Origin of the sequence: Comamonas sp. 23 (assembly GCF_049601575.1) — a bacterium.
Taxonomy (GTDB): Bacteria; Pseudomonadota; Gammaproteobacteria; order Burkholderiales; family Burkholderiaceae_C; genus Comamonas; species Comamonas squillarum.
Map to the genome: position 1 here is coordinate 735,509 of NZ_CP187127.1, position 26,992 is coordinate 762,500.

3 protein-coding genes, 8 tRNA genes and 11 rRNA genes (1 of these 22 only partly in view) are annotated in these 26,992 nt (G+C 52.9%); all 22 read left to right on the forward strand.

Going from position 1 to position 26,992, the window contains the following annotated elements; translation table 11 throughout:
* Positions 1-118: 118 nt before the first annotated feature.
* Entirely contained in the window at positions 119-1,996 is a 1,878-nt protein-coding gene (locus tag ACPEE1_RS03250; protein ID WP_243419459.1) for a potassium transporter Kup, read from the forward strand.
* 69 nt (positions 1,997-2,065) lie between these two features.
* A complete protein-coding gene (locus ACPEE1_RS03255) occupies positions 2,066-3,247 on the forward strand; it encodes a benzoate/H(+) symporter BenE family transporter (protein WP_116927811.1) in 1,182 nt (393 codons plus the stop codon).
* Between the two features lie 98 nt (positions 3,248-3,345).
* Complete coding sequence (gene gshB / locus ACPEE1_RS03260) at positions 3,346-4,299, forward strand: glutathione synthase (RefSeq protein ID WP_116927810.1); 954 nt, start codon at positions 3,346-3,348, stop codon at positions 4,297-4,299.
* Between the two features lie 424 nt (positions 4,300-4,723).
* Positions 4,724-6,252 (forward strand): 16S ribosomal RNA (locus ACPEE1_RS03265).
* Between the two features lie 167 nt (positions 6,253-6,419).
* Positions 6,420-6,496: transfer RNA gene (locus ACPEE1_RS03270), tRNA-Ile, on the forward strand.
* Between the two features lie 148 nt (positions 6,497-6,644).
* Positions 6,645-6,720 (forward strand) — tRNA-Ala (locus ACPEE1_RS03275).
* 386 nt (positions 6,721-7,106) lie between these two features.
* Positions 7,107-9,985, forward strand: a 23S ribosomal RNA gene (locus tag ACPEE1_RS03280).
* A 174-nt stretch (positions 9,986-10,159) separates the two neighbouring features.
* Positions 10,160-10,272: ribosomal RNA gene (gene rrf, locus ACPEE1_RS03285) — 5S ribosomal RNA — on the forward strand.
* Between the two features lie 369 nt (positions 10,273-10,641).
* Positions 10,642-12,170: ribosomal RNA gene (locus ACPEE1_RS03290) — 16S ribosomal RNA — on the forward strand.
* A gap of 167 nt (positions 12,171-12,337) precedes the next feature.
* Positions 12,338-12,414 (forward strand) — tRNA-Ile (locus ACPEE1_RS03295).
* Between the two features lie 148 nt (positions 12,415-12,562).
* Positions 12,563-12,638: transfer RNA gene (locus ACPEE1_RS03300), tRNA-Ala, on the forward strand.
* Between the two features lie 386 nt (positions 12,639-13,024).
* A 23S ribosomal RNA gene (locus tag ACPEE1_RS03305) occupies positions 13,025-15,903 on the forward strand.
* Positions 15,904-16,077: 174 nt separating this feature from the next.
* Positions 16,078-16,190, forward strand: a 5S ribosomal RNA gene (rrf, locus tag ACPEE1_RS03310).
* A 369-nt stretch (positions 16,191-16,559) separates the two neighbouring features.
* Positions 16,560-18,088 (forward strand): 16S ribosomal RNA (locus ACPEE1_RS03315).
* A 167-nt stretch (positions 18,089-18,255) separates the two neighbouring features.
* Positions 18,256-18,332: transfer RNA gene (locus tag ACPEE1_RS03320), tRNA-Ile, on the forward strand.
* 148 nt (positions 18,333-18,480) lie between these two features.
* Positions 18,481-18,556 (forward strand) — tRNA-Ala (locus ACPEE1_RS03325).
* Between the two features lie 386 nt (positions 18,557-18,942).
* Positions 18,943-21,821 (forward strand): 23S ribosomal RNA (locus ACPEE1_RS03330).
* Between the two features lie 174 nt (positions 21,822-21,995).
* A 5S ribosomal RNA gene (gene rrf / locus ACPEE1_RS03335) occupies positions 21,996-22,108 on the forward strand.
* Between the two features lie 369 nt (positions 22,109-22,477).
* A 16S ribosomal RNA gene (locus ACPEE1_RS03340) occupies positions 22,478-24,006 on the forward strand.
* A gap of 167 nt (positions 24,007-24,173) precedes the next feature.
* Positions 24,174-24,250: transfer RNA gene (locus ACPEE1_RS03345), tRNA-Ile, on the forward strand.
* A 148-nt stretch (positions 24,251-24,398) separates the two neighbouring features.
* A tRNA-Ala gene (locus ACPEE1_RS03350) sits at positions 24,399-24,474 on the forward strand.
* A gap of 386 nt (positions 24,475-24,860) precedes the next feature.
* Positions 24,861-26,992: ribosomal RNA gene (locus ACPEE1_RS03355) — 23S ribosomal RNA — on the forward strand (it continues 747 nt past the right edge of the window).
* The 16S, 23S and 5S rRNA genes sit together here with 8 tRNA genes alongside, the layout of an rRNA operon.

Sequence of the window (26,992 nt, forward strand, 5' to 3'; positions counted from 1 at the left end):
TGATCCGCCATTCGGGCTTGTCCGGATGCGCGGCTTCACTGCGGGCGCAACAACAGGCGCACAATGCAAACCAATCCACTACAAGCATGCCTGATGCGGCATGGCACAAAGGCTTGATGTGCAACACAACAATAAATCCGCACTGCCCGCGCTGACCCTAGGCGCCATCGGGGTGGTGTATGGCGATATCGGCACCAGCGTGCTGTACTCGCTCAAAGAGGTGTTTGGCTCAGGCCATGTGCCTTTCACCCACGACAACGTCTACGGCGTGCTGTCCATCCTGTTCTGGACCTTGACGCTGATCGTCTCGCTCAAATATGTGGTCCTGGTGCTGCGGGCGGACAACAACGGCGAGGGCGGGCTGATTGCGATGCTGGCACTGGCCTCGCAAGCGGTCAAGGACAAGCCCAAGCTGCGCTCGGTGCTGATGCTGGTCGGCATCTTTGGCACCTGCCTGTTCTACGGCGATGGCGTGATCACGCCTGCGATCTCGGTGCTCTCGGCCGTCGAAGGCCTGGAGGTGGTCTCGCCCGGCTTCAAGTCCTGGGTGATTCCGCTCACCTTGGTGGTCTTGCTGCTGCTGTTTTGGGTGCAAAAGCGGGGCACGGCGGGCATCGGCAAGTTCTTCGGGCCCATCATGGTGGTCTGGTTCATCTGCATTGCCGCCTTGGGCGTCTGGAACATTGTGGACCACCCGCAGGTGCTGTGGGCGCTCAGCCCGCACCATGCGCTGGGCTTTATCGGCCGGCATCCGGGCATCAGCTTCATCATTCTGGGCGCCGTGGTGCTCTGCGTGACCGGGGCGGAGGCCTTGTATGCCGACATGGGCCATTTTGGACGCAAGCCCATTCGCCTGGCCTGGTTCAGCGTGGCTATGCCGTCCCTGGTGCTCAATTACTTTGGCCAGGGCGCGCTGGTGCTGGAGAACGCCGAGGCAGTGAAAAACCCCTTCTTCATGCTGGCGCCCGGCTGGGCGCTGCTGCCCCTGGTGCTGCTCGCGACGATGGCGACGGTGATCGCATCGCAGGCGCTGATCACCGGCGCGTTCAGCGTCACCAAGCAGGTCATCCAGCTCGGTTACCTGCCGCGCATCCAGATCCTGCACACCAGCGTGCGTGACACGGGGCAGATCTACATCCCCTTTGTGAACTGGAGCCTGTTCCTGACCATTGTGCTGGCAGTGATCCTGTTCAAATCCAGCAGCAATATGGCGGCGGCCTACGGGATTGCGGTGACCCTGGACATGACCATCACCACGGTGCTCACCTTCTTTGTATTGCGCTATGGCTGGAAATATGCGCTGTGGATGGCGCTGGCGCCGACGGTGTTCTTCTTCTGTATAGACATCACTTTCTTTGCCTCCAATCTGCTCAAGCTGTTCGATGGCGGCTGGTTCCCGCTGGTCATCGGTCTGTGCCTGTTTGTCGTGATGATGACCTGGAAGCGCGGGCGTGAGCTGGTCTACCAAAAGCTGCATGCCGATGGCATCGACCTGCAGTCCTTCCTGCAGATGGTGCTGCAGGCGCCGCCCACGCGGGTGCCGGGCACGGCGGTGTTTATGACGTCTGATGCCCATGTGGTGCCCACGGCCTTGCTGCACAACCTCAAGCACAACAAGGTGCTGCATGAGCAGAACATGTTCGTCAACATCGTCTACCACGAGGTGCCCTGGATCGGCCTGGAAAAGCGCGCGGTGATCGAGCCGCTGGGCGGCGACTGCTGGCGCGTGCAGCTGAACTACGGCTTCAAGAACGATGTGGATGTGCCCAATGCGCTGCACCAACTGCGCGGCCATGGCTGCGATACCGGGCAGATGGTGACCAGCTACTTCCTCTCGCGCGATGTGTTTGTGCCCACGGACAAGACCAGCGCTGGCATGGCACCTTGGCGGCAGAAGTTGTTTGCCCAGATGCACCACAATGCAGCAGGTGCGGCAGAGTTCCTGCTGCTGCCGAGCAACAGCGTGGTGGAGCTGGGCTCGAAACTCGAAATTTAACCAGCCAGGGCTGCTCACCCGCTGCGCGCACCCCGGGCCAGCGAACACCTTGGCGGCGCGAAAGGGTGTATGCGGTTTTTCAAGGACATGAGCGCATCGGCGCTCATCGCAGGCTTTGTCACGGTGCTGGTGGGCCTGACCAGCTCCATTGCGATTGTGTTCCAGGCGGCGCAAAGCTTTGGCGCCACGCCGGCGCAGGTCTCGTCCTGGGTCTGGTCGCTGGGCATCGGTGTCGGTCTGTGCTGCTGGGTGCCCAGCATCTTGCTGCGCAAGCCGGTGGTCGTGGCCTGGTCCACGCCCGGGGCCGCGGTGCTGGCCACGGCCGGCGCCACCGGGGCGTTTGGCATGGGTGATGCCATTGGCGCCTTCATTATCAGTGCGGTATTGATTGCGCTGGTAGGCATGACGGGCTGGTTTGAGCGGCTGATGAACCGCATCCCGATTGCGATTGCCTCGGCCTTGCTGGCGGGCGTGCTGACCCGCTTTGGCCTGGATGCCTTTGCCGCCGCGCAGACCAATACCTGGCTGGTGGTGGCCATGCTGGTCACCTACCTGCTGGGCCGGCGCCTGCTGCCGCGCTATGCGGTCATGCTCACCTTGGCAGTCGGCATTGTGGTGGCGCTGCTGCAGCACAAGATCCAGTGGTCTGCCGTGCAGCCGGGCCTGACGATGCCGGTGTTCACCATGCCCAGCTTCAGCTGGCAGGCCGCCATCAGCCTGGCGCTGCCGCTGTTTGTGGTTACGATGGCCTCGCAGAACCTGCCGGGCGTGGCCATCATCCGGGGCTCGGGCTATGACCTGCCTATCTCCAAGCTGATCACGATGACGGGCCTGGCCACCTTGCTGCTGGCACCCTTTGGCGCCTTTGGCATCAACCTGGCGGCCATCACCGCCGCCATCTGCATGGGGCCGGAATCCCACCCCGACAAGGCCAGGCGCTATGCCGCCGCTGTGGTCTGCGGTGTCATCTATGTGCTGATTGGCTGGTTCGGGGTCGTCATTGCGGGACTGCTGACCGCATTCCCGCATGAGCTGGTGGTGGCAATCGCCGGCATCGCGCTGCTGGGCACCATCGGGGGCGGGCTGCACACGGCCTTGCAAGGCGAGCAGTACCGCGAAGCGGCGCTGATCACCTTCCTGGTGGCGGTGAGCGGCGTAACAATAGCCGGAGTGGGATCGGCCTTTTGGGGCGTGGTCGCAGGCAGCCTTGCGCTTTTTGTGCAACATTACGGCAAGCGCCGCTCGGCTTGAGCGCGCCCAGTTCTGTTCGTTTCTGCTTGCGTGGCCCTCTGGTGGGCAGGCAAGGCCATTGAATACACAGGGCGGCCCCCAGGCCGCCGACCCACACCATGCATATCCTCTTTGTTGCCGATCCGATTGAGTCCTTCAAGATCTACAAGGACAGTACCTTCGCGATGATGCGCAGCGCCCAGGCGCGCGGCCACCGCATCACCGTCTGCGAGCCGCGGCACATCCGCTGGATCAGCGGCGAGAAGGTCTCGGCCCAGGTGCGCGACATTGTGCTGACCGGTGACGAGACGCGCTGGTTTGACGAAGCATCTGGCCGCCGGGCCGAGCTGGCCGAATTCGACGCCATCGTCATGCGCAAGGATCCGCCCTTCGACAGCGAGTACTTCTACGCCACGCACCTGCTCGGCCAGGCCGAGCGCGAAGGCGCCAAGGTCTTCAACAAGCCCGCCGCCTTGCGCGACCACCCCGAAAAGCTGGCCGTGATGGAATTTGCCGAATACGCGCCCGTGACCCTGGTCACCCGCAGCGCGCAAGATATCCGCGACTTCCACGCCGAGCACAAGGACATCATCTTGAAGCCCCTGGACGGCATGGGCGGCATGGGCATCTTCCGCGTCGGTGCCGATGGCATGAACCTGGGCAGCATCATCGAAACCTTGAACCTGGACGGTGCCCAGAGCGTGATGGTGCAAAAGTACCTGCCTGAAATCACCAAGGGCGACAAGCGCGTGCTGATCATTGGCGGCCAGCCCGTGCCGTTCTGCTTGGCGCGCATCCCGCAGGGCAATGAAGTGCGTGGCAATCTGGCCGCTGGCGGCAAAGGCGTGGCCCAAGCGCTGGAGCCCGAGGACCGGGCCATCGCCGAGCACATCGGCGCGCGTCTTGCGCCGCGCGGCTTGCTGCTGATCGGTCTGGACATCATTGGCCACCGCATCACCGAGATCAATGTCACCAGCCCCACCTGCTTCCAGGAGATCGAGCAGCAGGCCGGATTCCCGGTGGGTGACATGTTCATCGAAGCGCTGGAAAAGGCCGTTGCAGGCGCCGTCTGACACACGCCTGCAAAAAAGACGGACGTTTTCCTGACGCCTCGGGAAAACGCCTATACAATAGCGTCTATCGACAGCACGATGCCTTGCAAAGCTGCCAGACTCGAAAGAGGGCGGTTCGCAAGGTTTGCTTTTTTGAGGTGCTGACAAGGGGCTAGCGGAAACGCTGAAAACTTTGTCAAGCAGTTCAAAAAGCTGTGCTACAATACAAGGCTTCGCTGATCGCGGCGAAGGGGATCTGAGGGTTGAGGCTCTTGGGTCAGGTCTTTAAAAATTAACAGCCGATAAGCGTGGGCGTTTGGTGGCGATTGCCATATGTTCTTCGGAGCAAAACAAGCGCTCACTTTAAACAGTAATGATGAAGATCTTAGGATCTTTTTTATTCCGTCAAGTGAGTGAGTAGTCGAGAGACTTTAAATTCAAGATCGAACTATAGAGTTTGATCCTGGCTCAGATTGAACGCTGGCGGCATGCTTTACACATGCAAGTCGAACGGTAACAGGTCTTCGGATGCTGACGAGTGGCGAACGGGTGAGTAACACATCGGAACGTGCCTAGTAGTGGGGGATAACTACTCGAAAGAGTAGCTAATACCGCATGAGATCTAAGGATGAAAGCAGGGGACCTTCGGGCCTTGCGCTACTAGAGCGGCTGATGGCAGATTAGGTAGTTGGTGGGATAAAAGCTTACCAAGCCGACGATCTGTAGCTGGTCTGAGAGGACGACCAGCCACACTGGGACTGAGACACGGCCCAGACTCCTACGGGAGGCAGCAGTGGGGAATTTTGGACAATGGGCGAAAGCCTGATCCAGCAATGCCGCGTGTAGGATGAAGGCCCTCGGGTTGTAAACTACTTTTGTACGGAACGAAAAGCTCTCTTCTAATAAAGGAGAGTGATGACGGTACCGTAAGAATAAGCACCGGCTAACTACGTGCCAGCAGCCGCGGTAATACGTAGGGTGCGAGCGTTAATCGGAATTACTGGGCGTAAAGCGTGCGCAGGCGGTTATGTAAGACAGAGGTGAAATCCCCGGGCTCAACCTGGGAACGGCCTTTGTGACTGCATAGCTAGAGTACGGTAGAGGGGGATGGAATTCCGCGTGTAGCAGTGAAATGCGTAGATATGCGGAGGAACACCGATGGCGAAGGCAATCCCCTGGACCTGTACTGACGCTCATGCACGAAAGCGTGGGGAGCAAACAGGATTAGATACCCTGGTAGTCCACGCCCTAAACGATGTCAACTGGTTGTTGGGAATTAACTTTCTCAGTAACGAAGCTAACGCGTGAAGTTGACCGCCTGGGGAGTACGGCCGCAAGGTTGAAACTCAAAGGAATTGACGGGGACCCGCACAAGCGGTGGATGATGTGGTTTAATTCGATGCAACGCGAAAAACCTTACCCACCTTTGACATGTACGGAAGTGACCAGAGATGGACATGTGCTCGAAAGAGAACCGTAACACAGGTGCTGCATGGCTGTCGTCAGCTCGTGTCGTGAGATGTTGGGTTAAGTCCCGCAACGAGCGCAACCCTTGCCATTAGTTGCTACGAAAGGGCACTCTAATGGGACTGCCGGTGACAAACCGGAGGAAGGTGGGGATGACGTCAAGTCCTCATGGCCCTTATAGGTGGGGCTACACACGTCATACAATGGCTGGTACAAAGGGTTGCCAACCCGCGAGGGGGAGCTAATCCCATAAAGCCAGTCGTAGTCCGGATCGCAGTCTGCAACTCGACTGCGTGAAGTCGGAATCGCTAGTAATCGTGGATCAGAATGTCACGGTGAATACGTTCCCGGGTCTTGTACACACCGCCCGTCACACCATGGGAGCGGGTCTCGCCAGAAGTAGGTAGCCTAACCGCAAGGAGGGCGCTTACCACGGCGGGGTTCGTGACTGGGGTGAAGTCGTAACAAGGTAGCCGTATCGGAAGGTGCGGCTGGATCACCTCCTTTCTGGAAAACAGCTTCGCTGTTTCGGTGGATGCTAACTTTGTGCAAACAAAGTTAAGTGCCATCGGCACGGCAGGAGCCAAAAAAGCAATCAAGATTGAACGCCCACACTTATCGGTTGTTGGAACACAAGCCAGGTGGCTAGCTCACAAGAGTTAGCTGCGTGGAATGGGTCTGTAGCTCAGCTGGTTAGAGCACTGTGTTGATAACGCAGGGGTCGTTGGTTCGAGCCCAACTAGACCCACCATAGATTCCAACGGATTAGAGGTTGAGCTTATGCCGCTTTAGTTAGTCGATGATTGACTAGAGCCAAGCAGTGCGAGGCGTCTGGTGCGAAGCACACTGATGTGTGTGAGCAGCGGGCAACGAAGCAATGCGCCGGCTATAGGCAATCAGGGGGATTAGCTCAGCTGGGAGAGCACCTGCTTTGCAAGCAGGGGGTCGTCGGTTCGATCCCGTCATCCTCCACCAATACTTTTACTGATAACTTATCACTCAACACCAAAGCGGTTTCGCAAGAGACTGTTTTGTTGTTGATTCCGGATTCCCGGATCAAACGGCTGTTCTTTAAAAATTCATAGAGTCGAAAATCAGCGTTGCTGGTGGAAACTGCACATTCGTAAAGGTTTAGTGCAGACCGTGCCACCAGCAACAATTTGATTGCGTCAAAACGAATGAAACTTTGCGAGAGCAATTTTATTCAGTAATGACGAATATTCTTCAAGAATGTGGATCTGGGCGACCAGGTCTACAGCAAAGATATTCACATTACGGCATAACGCGCGAGGTGAGAGACCTCGCAAAGCAGTTGCTTGGGTTCTTGGCTTGAGATCTAGAGATAGATGTCAAAGTTATAGGGTCAAGTGACTAAGAGCATGTGGTGGATGCCTTGGCGATGATAGGCGACGAAAGACGTGATAGCCTGCGATAAGCTTCGGGGAGTTGGCAAATAAACTTTGATCCGGAGATTTCTGAATGGGGGAACCCACCTAGCAATAGGTATCGGCAACTGAATACATAGGTTGTCGAAGCGAACCTGGAGAACTGAAACATCTAAGTACCCAGAGGAAAAGACATCAACCGAGATTCCGATAGTAGTGGCGAGCGAATTCGGAAGAGCCTTGCAGTGATAGTCAGTGTGTTAACAAAACGGAATGGAAAGTCCGGCCATAGTGGGTGATAGCCCCGTATGTGAAAACGCATTGGTGGTACTAGGCTGCAGACAAGTAGGGCGGGGCACGAGAAACCCTGTCTGAATATGGGGGGACCATCCTCCAAGGCTAAATACTCATCATCGACCGATAGTGAACAAGTACCGTGAGGGAAAGGCGAAAAGAACCCCGGGAGGGGAGTGAAATAGATCCTGAAACCGCATGCTTACAAAAAGTCGGAGCCCTTAGGGGTGACGGCGTACCTTTTGTATAATGGGTCAGCGACTTACATTCAGTGGCAAGCTTAACCGAATAGGGAAGGCGTAGAGAAATCGAGTCCGAATAGGGCGACAAGTCGCTGGGTGTAGACCCGAAACCAAGTGATCTATCCATGGCCAGGATGAAGGTGCCGTAACAGGTACTGGAGGTCCGAACCCACTAGTGTTGCAAAACTAGGGGATGAGCTGTGGATAGGGGTGAAAGGCTAAACAAACTTGGAAATAGCTGGTTCTCTCCGAAAACTATTTAGGTAGTGCCTCAAGTATTACCTGCGGGGGTAGAGCACTGTTTAGGCTAGGGGGTCATGGCGACTTACCAAACCTATGCAAACTCCGAATACCGCAGAGTACAGCTTGGGAGACAGAGCACCGGGTGCTAACGTCCGGACTCAAGAGGGAAACAACCCAGACCGCCAGCTAAGGTCCCTAAAACGGGCTAAGTGGGAAACGAAGTGGGAAGGCTAAAACAGTCAGGATGTTGGCTTAGAAGCAGCCATCATTTAAAGAAAGCGTAATAGCTCACTGATCGAGTCGTCCTGCGCGGAAGATGTAACGGGGCTAAGCCAGTTACCGAAGCTGCGGATGCACAGTTTTACTGTGCGTGGTAGGAGAGCGTTCTGTAAGCCTGTGAAGGTGTCTGGTAACGGATGCTGGAGGTATCAGAAGTGCGAATGCTGACATGAGTAGCGTTAAAGCGGGTGAAAAGCCCGCTCGCCGTAAGCGCAAGGTTTTCTACGCAACGTTCATCGGCGTAGAGTAAGTCGGCCCCTAAGGTGAGGCAGAGATGCGTAACTGATGGGAAACGGGTCAATATTCCCGTACCGATGTGTAGTGCGATGTGGGGACGAAGAAGGTTAGCTCAGCCAACTGTTGGATATGTTGGTTCAAGCCTGTAGTCGTGCTCGGTAGGCAAATCCGCCGGGCTAAGATGAGGGGTGATAACGGGTCTGCTTGCAGACGAAGTGAGTGATACCCAGCTTCCAGGAAAAGCCACTAAGCTTCAGCTACACACGACCGTACCGCAAACCGACACTGGTGCGCGAGATGAGTATTCTAAGGCGCTTGAGAGAACTCAGGAGAAGGAACTCGGCAAATTGACACCGTAACTTCGGGAGAAGGTGTGCCCTCAGTAAGTGAAGTTGTACAAACGGAGCTAAACGGGGTTGCAAAGAATAGGTGGCTGCGACTGTTTAATAAAAACACAGCACTCTGCAAACACGAAAGTGGACGTATAGGGTGTGACGCCTGCCCGGTGCTGGAAGATTAAATGATGGGGTGCAAGCTCTTGATTGAAGTCCCAGTAAACGGCGGCCGTAACTATAACGGTCCTAAGGTAGCGAAATTCCTTGTCGGGTAAGTTCCGACCTGCACGAATGGCGTAACGATGGCCACACTGTCTCCTCCTGAGACTCAGCGAAGTTGAAATGTTTGTGATGATGCAATCTCCCCGCGGAAAGACGGAAAGACCCCATGAACCTTTACTGTAGCTTTGTATTGGACTTTGAACAGATCTGTGTAGGATAGGTGGGAGGCTTTGAAGTGAGGATGCTAGTTCTCATGGAGCCAACGTTGAAATACCACCCTGGTGTGTTTGAGGTTCTAACCTTGGTCCATTATCTGGATCGGGGACAGTGCATGGTAGGCAGTTTGACTGGGGCGGTCTCCTCCCAAAGCGTAACGGAGGAGTTCGAAGGTACGCTAGTTACGGTCGGACATCGTGACGATAGTGCAATGGCATAAGCGTGCTTAACTGCGAGACTGACAAGTCGAGCAGATGCGAAAGCAGGACATAGTGATCCGGTGGTTCTGTATGGAAGGGCCATCGCTCAACGGATAAAAGGTACTCTGGGGATAACAGGCTGATACCGCCCAAGAGTTCATATCGACGGCGGTGTTTGGCACCTCGATGTCGGCTCATCTCATCCTGGGGCTGTAGTCGGTCCCAAGGGTATGGCTGTTCGCCATTTAAAGAGGTACGTGAGCTGGGTTTAAAACGTCGTGAGACAGTTTGGTCCCTATCTTCCGTGGGCGCTGCAGATTTGAGGAAGCCTGCTCCTAGTACGAGAGGACCGGAGTGGACACACCTCTGGTGTATCGGTTGTCACGCCAGTGGCATTGCCGAGTAGCTATGTGTGGAAGAGATAACCGCTGAAAGCATCTAAGCGGGAAACTCGTTCCAAGATGAGATCTGCCGGGGGCTTGACCCCCCTGAAGAGTCGTTCTAGACCAGGACGTTGATAGGTTGGGTGTGGAAGCGCAGCAATGCGTTAAGCTAACCAATACTAATTGCTCGTGCGGCTTGACCCTATAACTTTGATTGGCCCCGCCCTTAGATGGGGCCCAATGCAAAGAACACTGCAACTGCAGTTATGCCCAAAGCGCAATCAAATTTAGCTGATAAGACTCTATGAATTCGCTTCAAAAGCAGCAATGCCCTGATCGACCGATCAGCGCAAAGCCGCCAAGGAGCAAAAAGTTATGCCTGATGACCATAGCAAGTTGGTACCACTCCTTCCCATCCCGAACAGGACAGTGAAACGACTTCGCGCCGATGATAGTGCGGATTCCCGTGTGAAAGTAGGTCATCGTCAGGCTTTTATACTGAAAACGTCCAGCAACTAGCTGGACGTTTTCTTCTCTGCTCTTAAAAGAGTAGCGTGCCAGGCCCAAGGGTCGGTGAGCTGCAAGAGTTGAGAAGAAAACGTGAAAACGTTCTGGAGTGCAGCAAAAGCTGTGCTACAATACAAGGCTTCGCTGATCGCGGCGAAGGGGATCTGAGGGTTGAGGCTCTTGGGTCAGGTCTTTAAAAATTAACAGCCGATAAGCGTGGGCGTTTGGTGGCGATTGCCATATGTTCTTCGGAGCAAAACAAGCGCTCACTTTAAACAGTAATGATGAAGATCTTAGGATCTTTTTTATTCCGTCAAGTGAGTGAGTAGTCGAGAGACTTTAAATTCAAGATCGAACTATAGAGTTTGATCCTGGCTCAGATTGAACGCTGGCGGCATGCTTTACACATGCAAGTCGAACGGTAACAGGTCTTCGGATGCTGACGAGTGGCGAACGGGTGAGTAACACATCGGAACGTGCCTAGTAGTGGGGGATAACTACTCGAAAGAGTAGCTAATACCGCATGAGATCTAAGGATGAAAGCAGGGGACCTTCGGGCCTTGCGCTACTAGAGCGGCTGATGGCAGATTAGGTAGTTGGTGGGATAAAAGCTTACCAAGCCGACGATCTGTAGCTGGTCTGAGAGGACGACCAGCCACACTGGGACTGAGACACGGCCCAGACTCCTACGGGAGGCAGCAGTGGGGAATTTTGGACAATGGGCGAAAGCCTGATCCAGCAATGCCGCGTGTAGGATGAAGGCCCTCGGGTTGTAAACTACTTTTGTACGGAACGAAAAGCTCTCTTCTAATAAAGGAGAGTGATGACGGTACCGTAAGAATAAGCACCGGCTAACTACGTGCCAGCAGCCGCGGTAATACGTAGGGTGCGAGCGTTAATCGGAATTACTGGGCGTAAAGCGTGCGCAGGCGGTTATGTAAGACAGAGGTGAAATCCCCGGGCTCAACCTGGGAACGGCCTTTGTGACTGCATAGCTAGAGTACGGTAGAGGGGGATGGAATTCCGCGTGTAGCAGTGAAATGCGTAGATATGCGGAGGAACACCGATGGCGAAGGCAATCCCCTGGACCTGTACTGACGCTCATGCACGAAAGCGTGGGGAGCAAACAGGATTAGATACCCTGGTAGTCCACGCCCTAAACGATGTCAACTGGTTGTTGGGAATTAACTTTCTCAGTAACGAAGCTAACGCGTGAAGTTGACCGCCTGGGGAGTACGGCCGCAAGGTTGAAACTCAAAGGAATTGACGGGGACCCGCACAAGCGGTGGATGATGTGGTTTAATTCGATGCAACGCGAAAAACCTTACCCACCTTTGACATGTACGGAAGTGACCAGAGATGGACATGTGCTCGAAAGAGAACCGTAACACAGGTGCTGCATGGCTGTCGTCAGCTCGTGTCGTGAGATGTTGGGTTAAGTCCCGCAACGAGCGCAACCCTTGCCATTAGTTGCTACGAAAGGGCACTCTAATGGGACTGCCGGTGACAAACCGGAGGAAGGTGGGGATGACGTCAAGTCCTCATGGCCCTTATAGGTGGGGCTACACACGTCATACAATGGCTGGTACAAAGGGTTGCCAACCCGCGAGGGGGAGCTAATCCCATAAAGCCAGTCGTAGTCCGGATCGCAGTCTGCAACTCGACTGCGTGAAGTCGGAATCGCTAGTAATCGTGGATCAGAATGTCACGGTGAATACGTTCCCGGGTCTTGTACACACCGCCCGTCACACCATGGGAGCGGGTCTCGCCAGAAGTAGGTAGCCTAACCGCAAGGAGGGCGCTTACCACGGCGGGGTTCGTGACTGGGGTGAAGTCGTAACAAGGTAGCCGTATCGGAAGGTGCGGCTGGATCACCTCCTTTCTGGAAAACAGCTTCGCTGTTTCGGTGGATGCTAACTTTGTGCAAACAAAGTTAAGTGCCATCGGCACGGCAGGAGCCAAAAAAGCAATCAAGATTGAACGCCCACACTTATCGGTTGTTGGAACACAAGCCAGGTGGCTAGCTCACAAGAGTTAGCTGCGTGGAATGGGTCTGTAGCTCAGCTGGTTAGAGCACTGTGTTGATAACGCAGGGGTCGTTGGTTCGAGCCCAACTAGACCCACCATAGATTCCAACGGATTAGAGGTTGAGCTTATGCCGCTTTAGTTAGTCGATGATTGACTAGAGCCAAGCAGTGCGAGGCGTCTGGTGCGAAGCACACTGATGTGTGTGAGCAGCGGGCAACGAAGCAATGCGCCGGCTATAGGCAATCAGGGGGATTAGCTCAGCTGGGAGAGCACCTGCTTTGCAAGCAGGGGGTCGTCGGTTCGATCCCGTCATCCTCCACCAATACTTTTACTGATAACTTATCACTCAACACCAAAGCGGTTTCGCAAGAGACTGTTTTGTTGTTGATTCCGGATTCCCGGATCAAACGGCTGTTCTTTAAAAATTCATAGAGTCGAAAATCAGCGTTGCTGGTGGAAACTGCACATTCGTAAAGGTTTAGTGCAGACCGTGCCACCAGCAACAATTTGATTGCGTCAAAACGAATGAAACTTTGCGAGAGCAATTTTATTCAGTAATGACGAATATTCTTCAAGAATGTGGATCTGGGCGACCAGGTCTACAGCAAAGATATTCACATTACGGCATAACGCGCGAGGTGAGAGACCTCGCAAAGCAGTTGCTTGGGTTCTTGGCTTGAGATCTAGAGATAGATGTCAAAGTTATAGGGTCAAGTGACTAAGAGCATGTGGTGGATGCCTTGGCGATGATAGGCGACGAAAGACGTGATAGCCTGCGATAAGCTTCGGGGAGTTGGCAAATAAACTTTGATCCGGAGATTTCTGAATGGGGGAACCCACCTAGCAATAGGTATCGGCAACTGAATACATAGGTTGTCGAAGCGAACCTGGAGAACTGAAACATCTAAGTACCCAGAGGAAAAGACATCAACCGAGATTCCGATAGTAGTGGCGAGCGAATTCGGAAGAGCCTTGCAGTGATAGTCAGTGTGTTAACAAAACGGAATGGAAAGTCCGGCCATAGTGGGTGATAGCCCCGTATGTGAAAACGCATTGGTGGTACTAGGCTGCAGACAAGTAGGGCGGGGCACGAGAAACCCTGTCTGAATATGGGGGGACCATCCTCCAAGGCTAAATACTCATCATCGACCGATAGTGAACAAGTACCGTGAGGGAAAGGCGAAAAGAACCCCGGGAGGGGAGTGAAATAGATCCTGAAACCGCATGCTTACAAAAAGTCGGAGCCCTTAGGGGTGACGGCGTACCTTTTGTATAATGGGTCAGCGACTTACATTCAGTGGCAAGCTTAACCGAATAGGGAAGGCGTAGAGAAATCGAGTCCGAATAGGGCGACAAGTCGCTGGGTGTAGACCCGAAACCAAGTGATCTATCCATGGCCAGGATGAAGGTGCCGTAACAGGTACTGGAGGTCCGAACCCACTAGTGTTGCAAAACTAGGGGATGAGCTGTGGATAGGGGTGAAAGGCTAAACAAACTTGGAAATAGCTGGTTCTCTCCGAAAACTATTTAGGTAGTGCCTCAAGTATTACCTGCGGGGGTAGAGCACTGTTTAGGCTAGGGGGTCATGGCGACTTACCAAACCTATGCAAACTCCGAATACCGCAGAGTACAGCTTGGGAGACAGAGCACCGGGTGCTAACGTCCGGACTCAAGAGGGAAACAACCCAGACCGCCAGCTAAGGTCCCTAAAACGGGCTAAGTGGGAAACGAAGTGGGAAGGCTAAAACAGTCAGGATGTTGGCTTAGAAGCAGCCATCATTTAAAGAAAGCGTAATAGCTCACTGATCGAGTCGTCCTGCGCGGAAGATGTAACGGGGCTAAGCCAGTTACCGAAGCTGCGGATGCACAGTTTTACTGTGCGTGGTAGGAGAGCGTTCTGTAAGCCTGTGAAGGTGTCTGGTAACGGATGCTGGAGGTATCAGAAGTGCGAATGCTGACATGAGTAGCGTTAAAGCGGGTGAAAAGCCCGCTCGCCGTAAGCGCAAGGTTTTCTACGCAACGTTCATCGGCGTAGAGTAAGTCGGCCCCTAAGGTGAGGCAGAGATGCGTAACTGATGGGAAACGGGTCAATATTCCCGTACCGATGTGTAGTGCGATGTGGGGACGAAGAAGGTTAGCTCAGCCAACTGTTGGATATGTTGGTTCAAGCCTGTAGTCGTGCTCGGTAGGCAAATCCGCCGGGCTAAGATGAGGGGTGATAACGGGTCTGCTTGCAGACGAAGTGAGTGATACCCAGCTTCCAGGAAAAGCCACTAAGCTTCAGCTACACACGACCGTACCGCAAACCGACACTGGTGCGCGAGATGAGTATTCTAAGGCGCTTGAGAGAACTCAGGAGAAGGAACTCGGCAAATTGACACCGTAACTTCGGGAGAAGGTGTGCCCTCAGTAAGTGAAGTTGTACAAACGGAGCTAAACGGGGTTGCAAAGAATAGGTGGCTGCGACTGTTTAATAAAAACACAGCACTCTGCAAACACGAAAGTGGACGTATAGGGTGTGACGCCTGCCCGGTGCTGGAAGATTAAATGATGGGGTGCAAGCTCTTGATTGAAGTCCCAGTAAACGGCGGCCGTAACTATAACGGTCCTAAGGTAGCGAAATTCCTTGTCGGGTAAGTTCCGACCTGCACGAATGGCGTAACGATGGCCACACTGTCTCCTCCTGAGACTCAGCGAAGTTGAAATGTTTGTGATGATGCAATCTCCCCGCGGAAAGACGGAAAGACCCCATGAACCTTTACTGTAGCTTTGTATTGGACTTTGAACAGATCTGTGTAGGATAGGTGGGAGGCTTTGAAGTGAGGATGCTAGTTCTCATGGAGCCAACGTTGAAATACCACCCTGGTGTGTTTGAGGTTCTAACCTTGGTCCATTATCTGGATCGGGGACAGTGCATGGTAGGCAGTTTGACTGGGGCGGTCTCCTCCCAAAGCGTAACGGAGGAGTTCGAAGGTACGCTAGTTACGGTCGGACATCGTGACGATAGTGCAATGGCATAAGCGTGCTTAACTGCGAGACTGACAAGTCGAGCAGATGCGAAAGCAGGACATAGTGATCCGGTGGTTCTGTATGGAAGGGCCATCGCTCAACGGATAAAAGGTACTCTGGGGATAACAGGCTGATACCGCCCAAGAGTTCATATCGACGGCGGTGTTTGGCACCTCGATGTCGGCTCATCTCATCCTGGGGCTGTAGTCGGTCCCAAGGGTATGGCTGTTCGCCATTTAAAGAGGTACGTGAGCTGGGTTTAAAACGTCGTGAGACAGTTTGGTCCCTATCTTCCGTGGGCGCTGCAGATTTGAGGAAGCCTGCTCCTAGTACGAGAGGACCGGAGTGGACACACCTCTGGTGTATCGGTTGTCACGCCAGTGGCATTGCCGAGTAGCTATGTGTGGAAGAGATAACCGCTGAAAGCATCTAAGCGGGAAACTCGTTCCAAGATGAGATCTGCCGGGGGCTTGACCCCCCTGAAGAGTCGTTCTAGACCAGGACGTTGATAGGTTGGGTGTGGAAGCGCAGCAATGCGTTAAGCTAACCAATACTAATTGCTCGTGCGGCTTGACCCTATAACTTTGATTGGCCCCGCCCTTAGATGGGGCCCAATGCAAAGAACACTGCAACTGCAGTTATGCCCAAAGCGCAATCAAATTTAGCTGATAAGACTCTATGAATTCGCTTCAAAAGCAGCAATGCCCTGATCGACCGATCAGCGCAAAGCCGCCAAGGAGCAAAAAGTTATGCCTGATGACCATAGCAAGTTGGTACCACTCCTTCCCATCCCGAACAGGACAGTGAAACGACTTCGCGCCGATGATAGTGCGGATTCCCGTGTGAAAGTAGGTCATCGTCAGGCTTTTATACTGAAAACGTCCAGCAACTAGCTGGACGTTTTCTTCTCTGCTCTTAAAAGAGTAGCGTGCCAGGCCCAAGGGTCGGTGAGCTGCAAGAGTTGAGAAGAAAACGTGAAAACGTTCTGGAGTGCAGCAAAAGCTGTGCTACAATACAAGGCTTCGCTGATCGCGGCGAAGGGGATCTGAGGGTTGAGGCTCTTGGGTCAGGTCTTTAAAAATTAACAGCCGATAAGCGTGGGCGTTTGGTGGCGATTGCCATATGTTCTTCGGAGCAAAACAAGCGCTCACTTTAAACAGTAATGATGAAGATCTTAGGATCTTTTTTATTCCGTCAAGTGAGTGAGTAGTCGAGAGACTTTAAATTCAAGATCGAACTATAGAGTTTGATCCTGGCTCAGATTGAACGCTGGCGGCATGCTTTACACATGCAAGTCGAACGGTAACAGGTCTTCGGATGCTGACGAGTGGCGAACGGGTGAGTAACACATCGGAACGTGCCTAGTAGTGGGGGATAACTACTCGAAAGAGTAGCTAATACCGCATGAGATCTAAGGATGAAAGCAGGGGACCTTCGGGCCTTGCGCTACTAGAGCGGCTGATGGCAGATTAGGTAGTTGGTGGGATAAAAGCTTACCAAGCCGACGATCTGTAGCTGGTCTGAGAGGACGACCAGCCACACTGGGACTGAGACACGGCCCAGACTCCTACGGGAGGCAGCAGTGGGGAATTTTGGACAATGGGCGAAAGCCTGATCCAGCAATGCCGCGTGTAGGATGAAGGCCCTCGGGTTGTAAACTACTTTTGTACGGAACGAAAAGCTCTCTTCTAATAAAGGAGAGTGATGACGGTACCGTAAGAATAAGCACCGGCTAACTACGTGCCAGCAGCCGCGGTAATACGTAGGGTGCGAGCGTTAATCGGAATTACTGGGCGTAAAGCGTGCGCAGGCGGTTATGTAAGACAGAGGTGAAATCCCCGGGCTCAACCTGGGAACGGCCTTTGTGACTGCATAGCTAGAGTACGGTAGAGGGGGATGGAATTCCGCGTGTAGCAGTGAAATGCGTAGATATGCGGAGGAACACCGATGGCGAAGGCAATCCCCTGGACCTGTACTGACGCTCATGCACGAAAGCGTGGGGAGCAAACAGGATTAGATACCCTGGTAGTCCACGCCCTAAACGATGTCAACTGGTTGTTGGGAATTAACTTTCTCAGTAACGAAGCTAACGCGTGAAGTTGACCGCCTGGGGAGTACGGCCGCAAGGTTGAAACTCAAAGGAATTGACGGGGACCCGCACAAGCGGTGGATGATGTGGTTTAATTCGATGCAACGCGAAAAACCTTACCCACCTTTGACATGTACGGAAGTGACCAGAGATGGACATGTGCTCGAAAGAGAACCGTAACACAGGTGCTGCATGGCTGTCGTCAGCTCGTGTCGTGAGATGTTGGGTTAAGTCCCGCAACGAGCGCAACCCTTGCCATTAGTTGCTACGAAAGGGCACTCTAATGGGACTGCCGGTGACAAACCGGAGGAAGGTGGGGATGACGTCAAGTCCTCATGGCCCTTATAGGTGGGGCTACACACGTCATACAATGGCTGGTACAAAGGGTTGCCAACCCGCGAGGGGGAGCTAATCCCATAAAGCCAGTCGTAGTCCGGATCGCAGTCTGCAACTCGACTGCGTGAAGTCGGAATCGCTAGTAATCGTGGATCAGAATGTCACGGTGAATACGTTCCCGGGTCTTGTACACACCGCCCGTCACACCATGGGAGCGGGTCTCGCCAGAAGTAGGTAGCCTAACCGCAAGGAGGGCGCTTACCACGGCGGGGTTCGTGACTGGGGTGAAGTCGTAACAAGGTAGCCGTATCGGAAGGTGCGGCTGGATCACCTCCTTTCTGGAAAACAGCTTCGCTGTTTCGGTGGATGCTAACTTTGTGCAAACAAAGTTAAGTGCCATCGGCACGGCAGGAGCCAAAAAAGCAATCAAGATTGAACGCCCACACTTATCGGTTGTTGGAACACAAGCCAGGTGGCTAGCTCACAAGAGTTAGCTGCGTGGAATGGGTCTGTAGCTCAGCTGGTTAGAGCACTGTGTTGATAACGCAGGGGTCGTTGGTTCGAGCCCAACTAGACCCACCATAGATTCCAACGGATTAGAGGTTGAGCTTATGCCGCTTTAGTTAGTCGATGATTGACTAGAGCCAAGCAGTGCGAGGCGTCTGGTGCGAAGCACACTGATGTGTGTGAGCAGCGGGCAACGAAGCAATGCGCCGGCTATAGGCAATCAGGGGGATTAGCTCAGCTGGGAGAGCACCTGCTTTGCAAGCAGGGGGTCGTCGGTTCGATCCCGTCATCCTCCACCAATACTTTTACTGATAACTTATCACTCAACACCAAAGCGGTTTCGCAAGAGACTGTTTTGTTGTTGATTCCGGATTCCCGGATCAAACGGCTGTTCTTTAAAAATTCATAGAGTCGAAAATCAGCGTTGCTGGTGGAAACTGCACATTCGTAAAGGTTTAGTGCAGACCGTGCCACCAGCAACAATTTGATTGCGTCAAAACGAATGAAACTTTGCGAGAGCAATTTTATTCAGTAATGACGAATATTCTTCAAGAATGTGGATCTGGGCGACCAGGTCTACAGCAAAGATATTCACATTACGGCATAACGCGCGAGGTGAGAGACCTCGCAAAGCAGTTGCTTGGGTTCTTGGCTTGAGATCTAGAGATAGATGTCAAAGTTATAGGGTCAAGTGACTAAGAGCATGTGGTGGATGCCTTGGCGATGATAGGCGACGAAAGACGTGATAGCCTGCGATAAGCTTCGGGGAGTTGGCAAATAAACTTTGATCCGGAGATTTCTGAATGGGGGAACCCACCTAGCAATAGGTATCGGCAACTGAATACATAGGTTGTCGAAGCGAACCTGGAGAACTGAAACATCTAAGTACCCAGAGGAAAAGACATCAACCGAGATTCCGATAGTAGTGGCGAGCGAATTCGGAAGAGCCTTGCAGTGATAGTCAGTGTGTTAACAAAACGGAATGGAAAGTCCGGCCATAGTGGGTGATAGCCCCGTATGTGAAAACGCATTGGTGGTACTAGGCTGCAGACAAGTAGGGCGGGGCACGAGAAACCCTGTCTGAATATGGGGGGACCATCCTCCAAGGCTAAATACTCATCATCGACCGATAGTGAACAAGTACCGTGAGGGAAAGGCGAAAAGAACCCCGGGAGGGGAGTGAAATAGATCCTGAAACCGCATGCTTACAAAAAGTCGGAGCCCTTAGGGGTGACGGCGTACCTTTTGTATAATGGGTCAGCGACTTACATTCAGTGGCAAGCTTAACCGAATAGGGAAGGCGTAGAGAAATCGAGTCCGAATAGGGCGACAAGTCGCTGGGTGTAGACCCGAAACCAAGTGATCTATCCATGGCCAGGATGAAGGTGCCGTAACAGGTACTGGAGGTCCGAACCCACTAGTGTTGCAAAACTAGGGGATGAGCTGTGGATAGGGGTGAAAGGCTAAACAAACTTGGAAATAGCTGGTTCTCTCCGAAAACTATTTAGGTAGTGCCTCAAGTATTACCTGCGGGGGTAGAGCACTGTTTAGGCTAGGGGGTCATGGCGACTTACCAAACCTATGCAAACTCCGAATACCGCAGAGTACAGCTTGGGAGACAGAGCACCGGGTGCTAACGTCCGGACTCAAGAGGGAAACAACCCAGACCGCCAGCTAAGGTCCCTAAAACGGGCTAAGTGGGAAACGAAGTGGGAAGGCTAAAACAGTCAGGATGTTGGCTTAGAAGCAGCCATCATTTAAAGAAAGCGTAATAGCTCACTGATCGAGTCGTCCTGCGCGGAAGATGTAACGGGGCTAAGCCAGTTACCGAAGCTGCGGATGCACAGTTTTACTGTGCGTGGTAGGAGAGCGTTCTGTAAGCCTGTGAAGGTGTCTGGTAACGGATGCTGGAGGTATCAGAAGTGCGAATGCTGACATGAGTAGCGTTAAAGCGGGTGAAAAGCCCGCTCGCCGTAAGCGCAAGGTTTTCTACGCAACGTTCATCGGCGTAGAGTAAGTCGGCCCCTAAGGTGAGGCAGAGATGCGTAACTGATGGGAAACGGGTCAATATTCCCGTACCGATGTGTAGTGCGATGTGGGGACGAAGAAGGTTAGCTCAGCCAACTGTTGGATATGTTGGTTCAAGCCTGTAGTCGTGCTCGGTAGGCAAATCCGCCGGGCTAAGATGAGGGGTGATAACGGGTCTGCTTGCAGACGAAGTGAGTGATACCCAGCTTCCAGGAAAAGCCACTAAGCTTCAGCTACACACGACCGTACCGCAAACCGACACTGGTGCGCGAGATGAGTATTCTAAGGCGCTTGAGAGAACTCAGGAGAAGGAACTCGGCAAATTGACACCGTAACTTCGGGAGAAGGTGTGCCCTCAGTAAGTGAAGTTGTACAAACGGAGCTAAACGGGGTTGCAAAGAATAGGTGGCTGCGACTGTTTAATAAAAACACAGCACTCTGCAAACACGAAAGTGGACGTATAGGGTGTGACGCCTGCCCGGTGCTGGAAGATTAAATGATGGGGTGCAAGCTCTTGATTGAAGTCCCAGTAAACGGCGGCCGTAACTATAACGGTCCTAAGGTAGCGAAATTCCTTGTCGGGTAAGTTCCGACCTGCACGAATGGCGTAACGATGGCCACACTGTCTCCTCCTGAGACTCAGCGAAGTTGAAATGTTTGTGATGATGCAATCTCCCCGCGGAAAGACGGAAAGACCCCATGAACCTTTACTGTAGCTTTGTATTGGACTTTGAACAGATCTGTGTAGGATAGGTGGGAGGCTTTGAAGTGAGGATGCTAGTTCTCATGGAGCCAACGTTGAAATACCACCCTGGTGTGTTTGAGGTTCTAACCTTGGTCCATTATCTGGATCGGGGACAGTGCATGGTAGGCAGTTTGACTGGGGCGGTCTCCTCCCAAAGCGTAACGGAGGAGTTCGAAGGTACGCTAGTTACGGTCGGACATCGTGACGATAGTGCAATGGCATAAGCGTGCTTAACTGCGAGACTGACAAGTCGAGCAGATGCGAAAGCAGGACATAGTGATCCGGTGGTTCTGTATGGAAGGGCCATCGCTCAACGGATAAAAGGTACTCTGGGGATAACAGGCTGATACCGCCCAAGAGTTCATATCGACGGCGGTGTTTGGCACCTCGATGTCGGCTCATCTCATCCTGGGGCTGTAGTCGGTCCCAAGGGTATGGCTGTTCGCCATTTAAAGAGGTACGTGAGCTGGGTTTAAAACGTCGTGAGACAGTTTGGTCCCTATCTTCCGTGGGCGCTGCAGATTTGAGGAAGCCTGCTCCTAGTACGAGAGGACCGGAGTGGACACACCTCTGGTGTATCGGTTGTCACGCCAGTGGCATTGCCGAGTAGCTATGTGTGGAAGAGATAACCGCTGAAAGCATCTAAGCGGGAAACTCGTTCCAAGATGAGATCTGCCGGGGGCTTGACCCCCCTGAAGAGTCGTTCTAGACCAGGACGTTGATAGGTTGGGTGTGGAAGCGCAGCAATGCGTTAAGCTAACCAATACTAATTGCTCGTGCGGCTTGACCCTATAACTTTGATTGGCCCCGCCCTTAGATGGGGCCCAATGCAAAGAACACTGCAACTGCAGTTATGCCCAAAGCGCAATCAAATTTAGCTGATAAGACTCTATGAATTCGCTTCAAAAGCAGCAATGCCCTGATCGACCGATCAGCGCAAAGCCGCCAAGGAGCAAAAAGTTATGCCTGATGACCATAGCAAGTTGGTACCACTCCTTCCCATCCCGAACAGGACAGTGAAACGACTTCGCGCCGATGATAGTGCGGATTCCCGTGTGAAAGTAGGTCATCGTCAGGCTTTTATACTGAAAACGTCCAGCAACTAGCTGGACGTTTTCTTCTCTGCTCTTAAAAGAGTAGCGTGCCAGGCCCAAGGGTCGGTGAGCTGCAAGAGTTGAGAAGAAAACGTGAAAACGTTCTGGAGTGCAGCAAAAGCTGTGCTACAATACAAGGCTTCGCTGATCGCGGCGAAGGGGATCTGAGGGTTGAGGCTCTTGGGTCAGGTCTTTAAAAATTAACAGCCGATAAGCGTGGGCGTTTGGTGGCGATTGCCATATGTTCTTCGGAGCAAAACAAGCGCTCACTTTAAACAGTAATGATGAAGATCTTAGGATCTTTTTTATTCCGTCAAGTGAGTGAGTAGTCGAGAGACTTTAAATTCAAGATCGAACTATAGAGTTTGATCCTGGCTCAGATTGAACGCTGGCGGCATGCTTTACACATGCAAGTCGAACGGTAACAGGTCTTCGGATGCTGACGAGTGGCGAACGGGTGAGTAACACATCGGAACGTGCCTAGTAGTGGGGGATAACTACTCGAAAGAGTAGCTAATACCGCATGAGATCTAAGGATGAAAGCAGGGGACCTTCGGGCCTTGCGCTACTAGAGCGGCTGATGGCAGATTAGGTAGTTGGTGGGATAAAAGCTTACCAAGCCGACGATCTGTAGCTGGTCTGAGAGGACGACCAGCCACACTGGGACTGAGACACGGCCCAGACTCCTACGGGAGGCAGCAGTGGGGAATTTTGGACAATGGGCGAAAGCCTGATCCAGCAATGCCGCGTGTAGGATGAAGGCCCTCGGGTTGTAAACTACTTTTGTACGGAACGAAAAGCTCTCTTCTAATAAAGGAGAGTGATGACGGTACCGTAAGAATAAGCACCGGCTAACTACGTGCCAGCAGCCGCGGTAATACGTAGGGTGCGAGCGTTAATCGGAATTACTGGGCGTAAAGCGTGCGCAGGCGGTTATGTAAGACAGAGGTGAAATCCCCGGGCTCAACCTGGGAACGGCCTTTGTGACTGCATAGCTAGAGTACGGTAGAGGGGGATGGAATTCCGCGTGTAGCAGTGAAATGCGTAGATATGCGGAGGAACACCGATGGCGAAGGCAATCCCCTGGACCTGTACTGACGCTCATGCACGAAAGCGTGGGGAGCAAACAGGATTAGATACCCTGGTAGTCCACGCCCTAAACGATGTCAACTGGTTGTTGGGAATTAACTTTCTCAGTAACGAAGCTAACGCGTGAAGTTGACCGCCTGGGGAGTACGGCCGCAAGGTTGAAACTCAAAGGAATTGACGGGGACCCGCACAAGCGGTGGATGATGTGGTTTAATTCGATGCAACGCGAAAAACCTTACCCACCTTTGACATGTACGGAAGTGACCAGAGATGGACATGTGCTCGAAAGAGAACCGTAACACAGGTGCTGCATGGCTGTCGTCAGCTCGTGTCGTGAGATGTTGGGTTAAGTCCCGCAACGAGCGCAACCCTTGCCATTAGTTGCTACGAAAGGGCACTCTAATGGGACTGCCGGTGACAAACCGGAGGAAGGTGGGGATGACGTCAAGTCCTCATGGCCCTTATAGGTGGGGCTACACACGTCATACAATGGCTGGTACAAAGGGTTGCCAACCCGCGAGGGGGAGCTAATCCCATAAAGCCAGTCGTAGTCCGGATCGCAGTCTGCAACTCGACTGCGTGAAGTCGGAATCGCTAGTAATCGTGGATCAGAATGTCACGGTGAATACGTTCCCGGGTCTTGTACACACCGCCCGTCACACCATGGGAGCGGGTCTCGCCAGAAGTAGGTAGCCTAACCGCAAGGAGGGCGCTTACCACGGCGGGGTTCGTGACTGGGGTGAAGTCGTAACAAGGTAGCCGTATCGGAAGGTGCGGCTGGATCACCTCCTTTCTGGAAAACAGCTTCGCTGTTTCGGTGGATGCTAACTTTGTGCAAACAAAGTTAAGTGCCATCGGCACGGCAGGAGCCAAAAAAGCAATCAAGATTGAACGCCCACACTTATCGGTTGTTGGAACACAAGCCAGGTGGCTAGCTCACAAGAGTTAGCTGCGTGGAATGGGTCTGTAGCTCAGCTGGTTAGAGCACTGTGTTGATAACGCAGGGGTCGTTGGTTCGAGCCCAACTAGACCCACCATAGATTCCAACGGATTAGAGGTTGAGCTTATGCCGCTTTAGTTAGTCGATGATTGACTAGAGCCAAGCAGTGCGAGGCGTCTGGTGCGAAGCACACTGATGTGTGTGAGCAGCGGGCAACGAAGCAATGCGCCGGCTATAGGCAATCAGGGGGATTAGCTCAGCTGGGAGAGCACCTGCTTTGCAAGCAGGGGGTCGTCGGTTCGATCCCGTCATCCTCCACCAATACTTTTACTGATAACTTATCACTCAACACCAAAGCGGTTTCGCAAGAGACTGTTTTGTTGTTGATTCCGGATTCCCGGATCAAACGGCTGTTCTTTAAAAATTCATAGAGTCGAAAATCAGCGTTGCTGGTGGAAACTGCACATTCGTAAAGGTTTAGTGCAGACCGTGCCACCAGCAACAATTTGATTGCGTCAAAACGAATGAAACTTTGCGAGAGCAATTTTATTCAGTAATGACGAATATTCTTCAAGAATGTGGATCTGGGCGACCAGGTCTACAGCAAAGATATTCACATTACGGCATAACGCGCGAGGTGAGAGACCTCGCAAAGCAGTTGCTTGGGTTCTTGGCTTGAGATCTAGAGATAGATGTCAAAGTTATAGGGTCAAGTGACTAAGAGCATGTGGTGGATGCCTTGGCGATGATAGGCGACGAAAGACGTGATAGCCTGCGATAAGCTTCGGGGAGTTGGCAAATAAACTTTGATCCGGAGATTTCTGAATGGGGGAACCCACCTAGCAATAGGTATCGGCAACTGAATACATAGGTTGTCGAAGCGAACCTGGAGAACTGAAACATCTAAGTACCCAGAGGAAAAGACATCAACCGAGATTCCGATAGTAGTGGCGAGCGAATTCGGAAGAGCCTTGCAGTGATAGTCAGTGTGTTAACAAAACGGAATGGAAAGTCCGGCCATAGTGGGTGATAGCCCCGTATGTGAAAACGCATTGGTGGTACTAGGCTGCAGACAAGTAGGGCGGGGCACGAGAAACCCTGTCTGAATATGGGGGGACCATCCTCCAAGGCTAAATACTCATCATCGACCGATAGTGAACAAGTACCGTGAGGGAAAGGCGAAAAGAACCCCGGGAGGGGAGTGAAATAGATCCTGAAACCGCATGCTTACAAAAAGTCGGAGCCCTTAGGGGTGACGGCGTACCTTTTGTATAATGGGTCAGCGACTTACATTCAGTGGCAAGCTTAACCGAATAGGGAAGGCGTAGAGAAATCGAGTCCGAATAGGGCGACAAGTCGCTGGGTGTAGACCCGAAACCAAGTGATCTATCCATGGCCAGGATGAAGGTGCCGTAACAGGTACTGGAGGTCCGAACCCACTAGTGTTGCAAAACTAGGGGATGAGCTGTGGATAGGGGTGAAAGGCTAAACAAACTTGGAAATAGCTGGTTCTCTCCGAAAACTATTTAGGTAGTGCCTCAAGTATTACCTGCGGGGGTAGAGCACTGTTTAGGCTAGGGGGTCATGGCGACTTACCAAACCTATGCAAACTCCGAATACCGCAGAGTACAGCTTGGGAGACAGAGCACCGGGTGCTAACGTCCGGACTCAAGAGGGAAACAACCCAGACCGCCAGCTAAGGTCCCTAAAACGGGCTAAGTGGGAAACGAAGTGGGAAGGCTAAAACAGTCAGGATGTTGGCTTAGAAGCAGCCATCATTTAAAGAAAGCGTAATAGCTCACTGATCGAGTCGTCCTGCGCGGAAGATGTAACGGGGCTAAGCCAGTTACCGAAGCTGCGGATGCACAGTTTTACTGTGCGTGGTAGGAGAGCGTTCTGTAAGCCTGTGAAGGTGTCTGGTAACGGATGCTGGAGGTATCAGAAGTGCGAATGCTGACATGAGTAGCGTTAAAGCGGGTGAAAAGCCCGCTCGCCGTAAGCGCAAGGTTTTCTACGCAACGTTCATCGGCGTAGAGTAAGTCGGCCCCTAAGGTGAGGCAGAGATGCGTAACTGATGGGAAACGGGTCAATATTCCCGTACCGATGTGTAGTGCGATGTGGGGACGAAGAAGGTTAGCTCAGCCAACTGTTGGATATGTTGGTTCAAGCCTGTAGTCGTGCTCGGTAGGCAAATCCGCCGGGCTAAGATGAGGGGTGATAACGGGTCTGCTTGCAGACGAAGTGAGTGATACCCAGCTTCCAGGAAAAGCCACTAAGCTTCAGCTACACACGACCGTACCGCAAACCGACACTGGTGCGCGAGATGAGTATTCTAAGGCGCTTGAGAGAACTCAGGAGAAGGAACTCGGCAAATTGACACCGTAACTTCGGGAGAAGGTGTGCCCTCAGTAAGTGAAGTTGTACAAACGGAGCTAAACGGGGTTGCAAAGAATAGGTGGCTGCGACTGTTTAATAAAAACACAGCACTCTGCAAACACGAAAGTGGACGTATAGGGTGTGACGCCTGCCCGGTGCTGGAAGATTAAATGATGGGGTGCAAGCTCTTGATTGAAGTCCCAGTAAACGGCGGCCGTAACTATAACGGTCCTAAGGTAGCGAAATTCCTTGTCGGGTAAGTTCCGACCTGCACGAATGGCGTAACGATGGCCACACTGTCTCCTCCTGAGACTCAGCGAAGTTGAAATGTTTGTGATGATGCAATCTCCCCGCGGAAAGACGGAAAGACCCCATGAACCTTTACTGTAGCTTTGTATTGGACTTTGAACAGATCTGTGTAGGATAGGTGGGAGGCTTTGAAGTGAGGATGCTAGTTCTCATG

What these genes read in the sequence shown, in the direction of transcription:
- ACPEE1_RS03255 (WP_116927811.1), top strand. Translation starts at nt 2,066, where the DNA reads ATGCGGTTTTTCAAGGACATGAGCGCATCGGCGCTCATCGCAGGCTTT.
- gshB (WP_116927810.1), top strand. Translation starts at nt 3,346, where the DNA reads ATGCATATCCTCTTTGTTGCCGATCCGATTGAGTCCTTCAAGATCTAC.